This window comes from Bartonella acomydis (genome assembly GCF_039543025.1).
Classification (GTDB): domain Bacteria; phylum Pseudomonadota; class Alphaproteobacteria; order Rhizobiales; family Rhizobiaceae; genus Bartonella; species Bartonella acomydis.
On record NZ_BAABIY010000079.1, the window covers coordinates 1 to 2,255 of the forward strand.

1 protein-coding gene and 1 pseudogene are annotated in these 2,255 nt (G+C 37.3%); both read right to left on the bottom strand.

Translation table 11 applies throughout. The features are described 5' to 3' along the window. Window positions 1-177, bottom strand: a pseudogene (locus ABD909_RS08610) (type IV secretory system conjugative DNA transfer family protein); the annotation flags it as partial. A 250-nt stretch (window positions 178-427) separates the two neighbouring features. Further along, window positions 428-2,065 carry a BID domain-containing T4SS effector gene (locus ABD909_RS07130; RefSeq protein WP_345097260.1) on the bottom strand — a complete coding sequence of 546 codons (1,638 nt, stop codon included), beginning with the start codon at window positions 2,063-2,065 and terminating at the stop codon, window positions 428-430. Window positions 2,066-2,255 lie beyond the last annotated feature (190 nt).

A 2,255-nucleotide genomic window follows, 5' to 3' on the forward strand; every position in this document is an offset into this window, starting at 1 on the left:
TTTCTGTGCTTTGGGGGCAAAACGGTTCTTTTCAGCAGCTTTTAACATTTCTTTCCTTCTAAAATAGATCGCGCGACCACATCGTAAAGGGGGTTGTCCTTGCATAAGAATAATTTGTTCATCTTGATACATTTCTTGAATAATTTCATGAGCTAAAATGAACGCTCTTTTACAATATTTATGTAACCATGAAGATGTACTTCATCTAAGACAAACAAAACATGCTTTTTGTAATTTCCATCAATTGTGATTATGGTATTTAAAAAGATTTTCATAATCACTTGTCCAATTGCTCTGGATATGGCGTATATACTATTTGCAAAATGACTGGTAGGCTATCCAATGATCTGTTTTTTGGCATGGAGGAAGGAATATTAAAACATTTCTTTCCATGGATATTCAGATCAAACAACAAAGATTCATATTTTTAGCTGGCAATAGAAAGCGTATTTGAACGATTTTGTGCACGTGTGCAGGTTGTTTGTTTATGTGCTTCTCTGGCCTTTTGAACAGTGTTGGTGATCTCTCGTGCTTTCTGTTCTGATACACCAATACTTTGTGCAAGTGTTTCATAATCTTTATTTTTGATTGCACTGCACTCATTTGATGAAAGACGATATTCTAAATTGCATATAAAAGTGCGCAGTTCTTGGTATAATTGAAGAGATTGAGACAGGGCTTCTTTTTGTTGTTCCGGTGATAAGGTAAAAAGCTTTTGCAAGTTTTTACTGGGGGCCTCTACCGTTTTTCCAAGGCGTTCTTGCTCAATTTTATAGTCTCGAGTGACTGCATGATACGTATGTTCTACAGTGTATGCATAGTTCGCAATTGCTGTACTGAGCGCATCAAGATGATTGTGCGCGCTTACACGTGCCTGATTTTGTAGACCACATAAACTGAAACCTGCAAGATGAGAAATAGAGCGCGGTCTTTGCCTAATCTGATCAGCAAGCTGTTGGCCTACTTCTGGATTTTTCATAATCTCTTCTATCTGTTCATTTAATGTGTTTGCATCGCCATAAACAATTTTTGCGTGTTCCCGGATTTGCTTTTGCGCTTTAAGAACATAGGTATTGAGCGCAACCGTTCTGGCACACGCACTTTTTGTGAGAGGCGCTAATGTTTCTTTTGGAATGAGTGTATTGTCAAGTTCTTTGCTTTTGGGGGCGGTAAAGGTAATTATATCTCCGGGTTTTAATGTTTTTAATCGTTCCGGTGTGAGATCATCTTTGTTACCGATGATATAAGTACCTTGCATATCCAGCACAAAACCTTCTGCATAACAACCTTGATAGACTCCCATATAGGTTTCTCCTGCCTTTGTTACCATAACAAGGCGATCATCCACGTTGTGTCCTTTATTGTTTATGTTGACCATAAATTCTTTTAAAAGACGAACTTTTTCTGGATGGGAGATATCTTCAAAAAGATCTTTCAGCAGTTGTGTATTGCCATATTGCATTGCCTCAGTACAGGCAGCCATCATACGTTGTTGTGTGACAAGCGAAAAGTCAAACTGATGTCCTGCGGCTTTGGCAAGATTTTCAAAAAAGATTTGTTCTACATGTTCATTACCATCTATGAATGGATGGATTTTGTGAAGAGAATAAAATAAATCCGTTGCTTCCACGAGAAATTCTTCGCGCGTTAAGTCTTGCAAATTGTTTTTTTCAGCAAGCGTTTGCTCTAATTTTTGTAAGAGTACAGGAATTTCTTCACTGGTCGCAAAATTATTGCCCCATTCTGTTCTTTTCATTTCGGGCATGGCAGCAACACTACCATCTGTAAATGTAAAGGGGGTATGGCGCAAATGTCCAGCCCATTCAAAGGTATTTTTAAACAATTGTTGATGGATATGGCATAGATAAGTGGAATTAAAATATTCTGGTAGGGGTTCTTCACGCAGATTAATCATTGCTTGTTCCCTATCAAGGGAGCATTTTTCCAGAAGGAGTTTTAAATTTGTTTCTCCATATTTATTTTTAAGTATTTGAGTCCCAGGATAAATATAATGATGGGGAGAAATGGTTTGTATATTTTTTGTTTTTGCTTTTGCTTTTGGCATTGTTACATTCCTTATAATGTTGCGCTGTCTATGAGAGTATTAAATTTTCCTCATAAAATATTGCCCTCGCGTATTCTTTTAAGATTTCGAGCATTGGATGAGAGAAAAGAGATCCCTCGAATTCATGGGTGTTTTTGCTTGTAACAATCCTTATCTTAGCGCTGTTTTCTTTTACTGAGAGAGAAAGATC

Excerpts from the sequence above, each read along its gene's own strand:
- ABD909_RS07130 (WP_345097260.1), bottom strand. The coding sequence starts at position 2,065 with ATGCCAAAAGCAAAAGCAAAAACAAAAAATATACAAACCATTTCTCCC.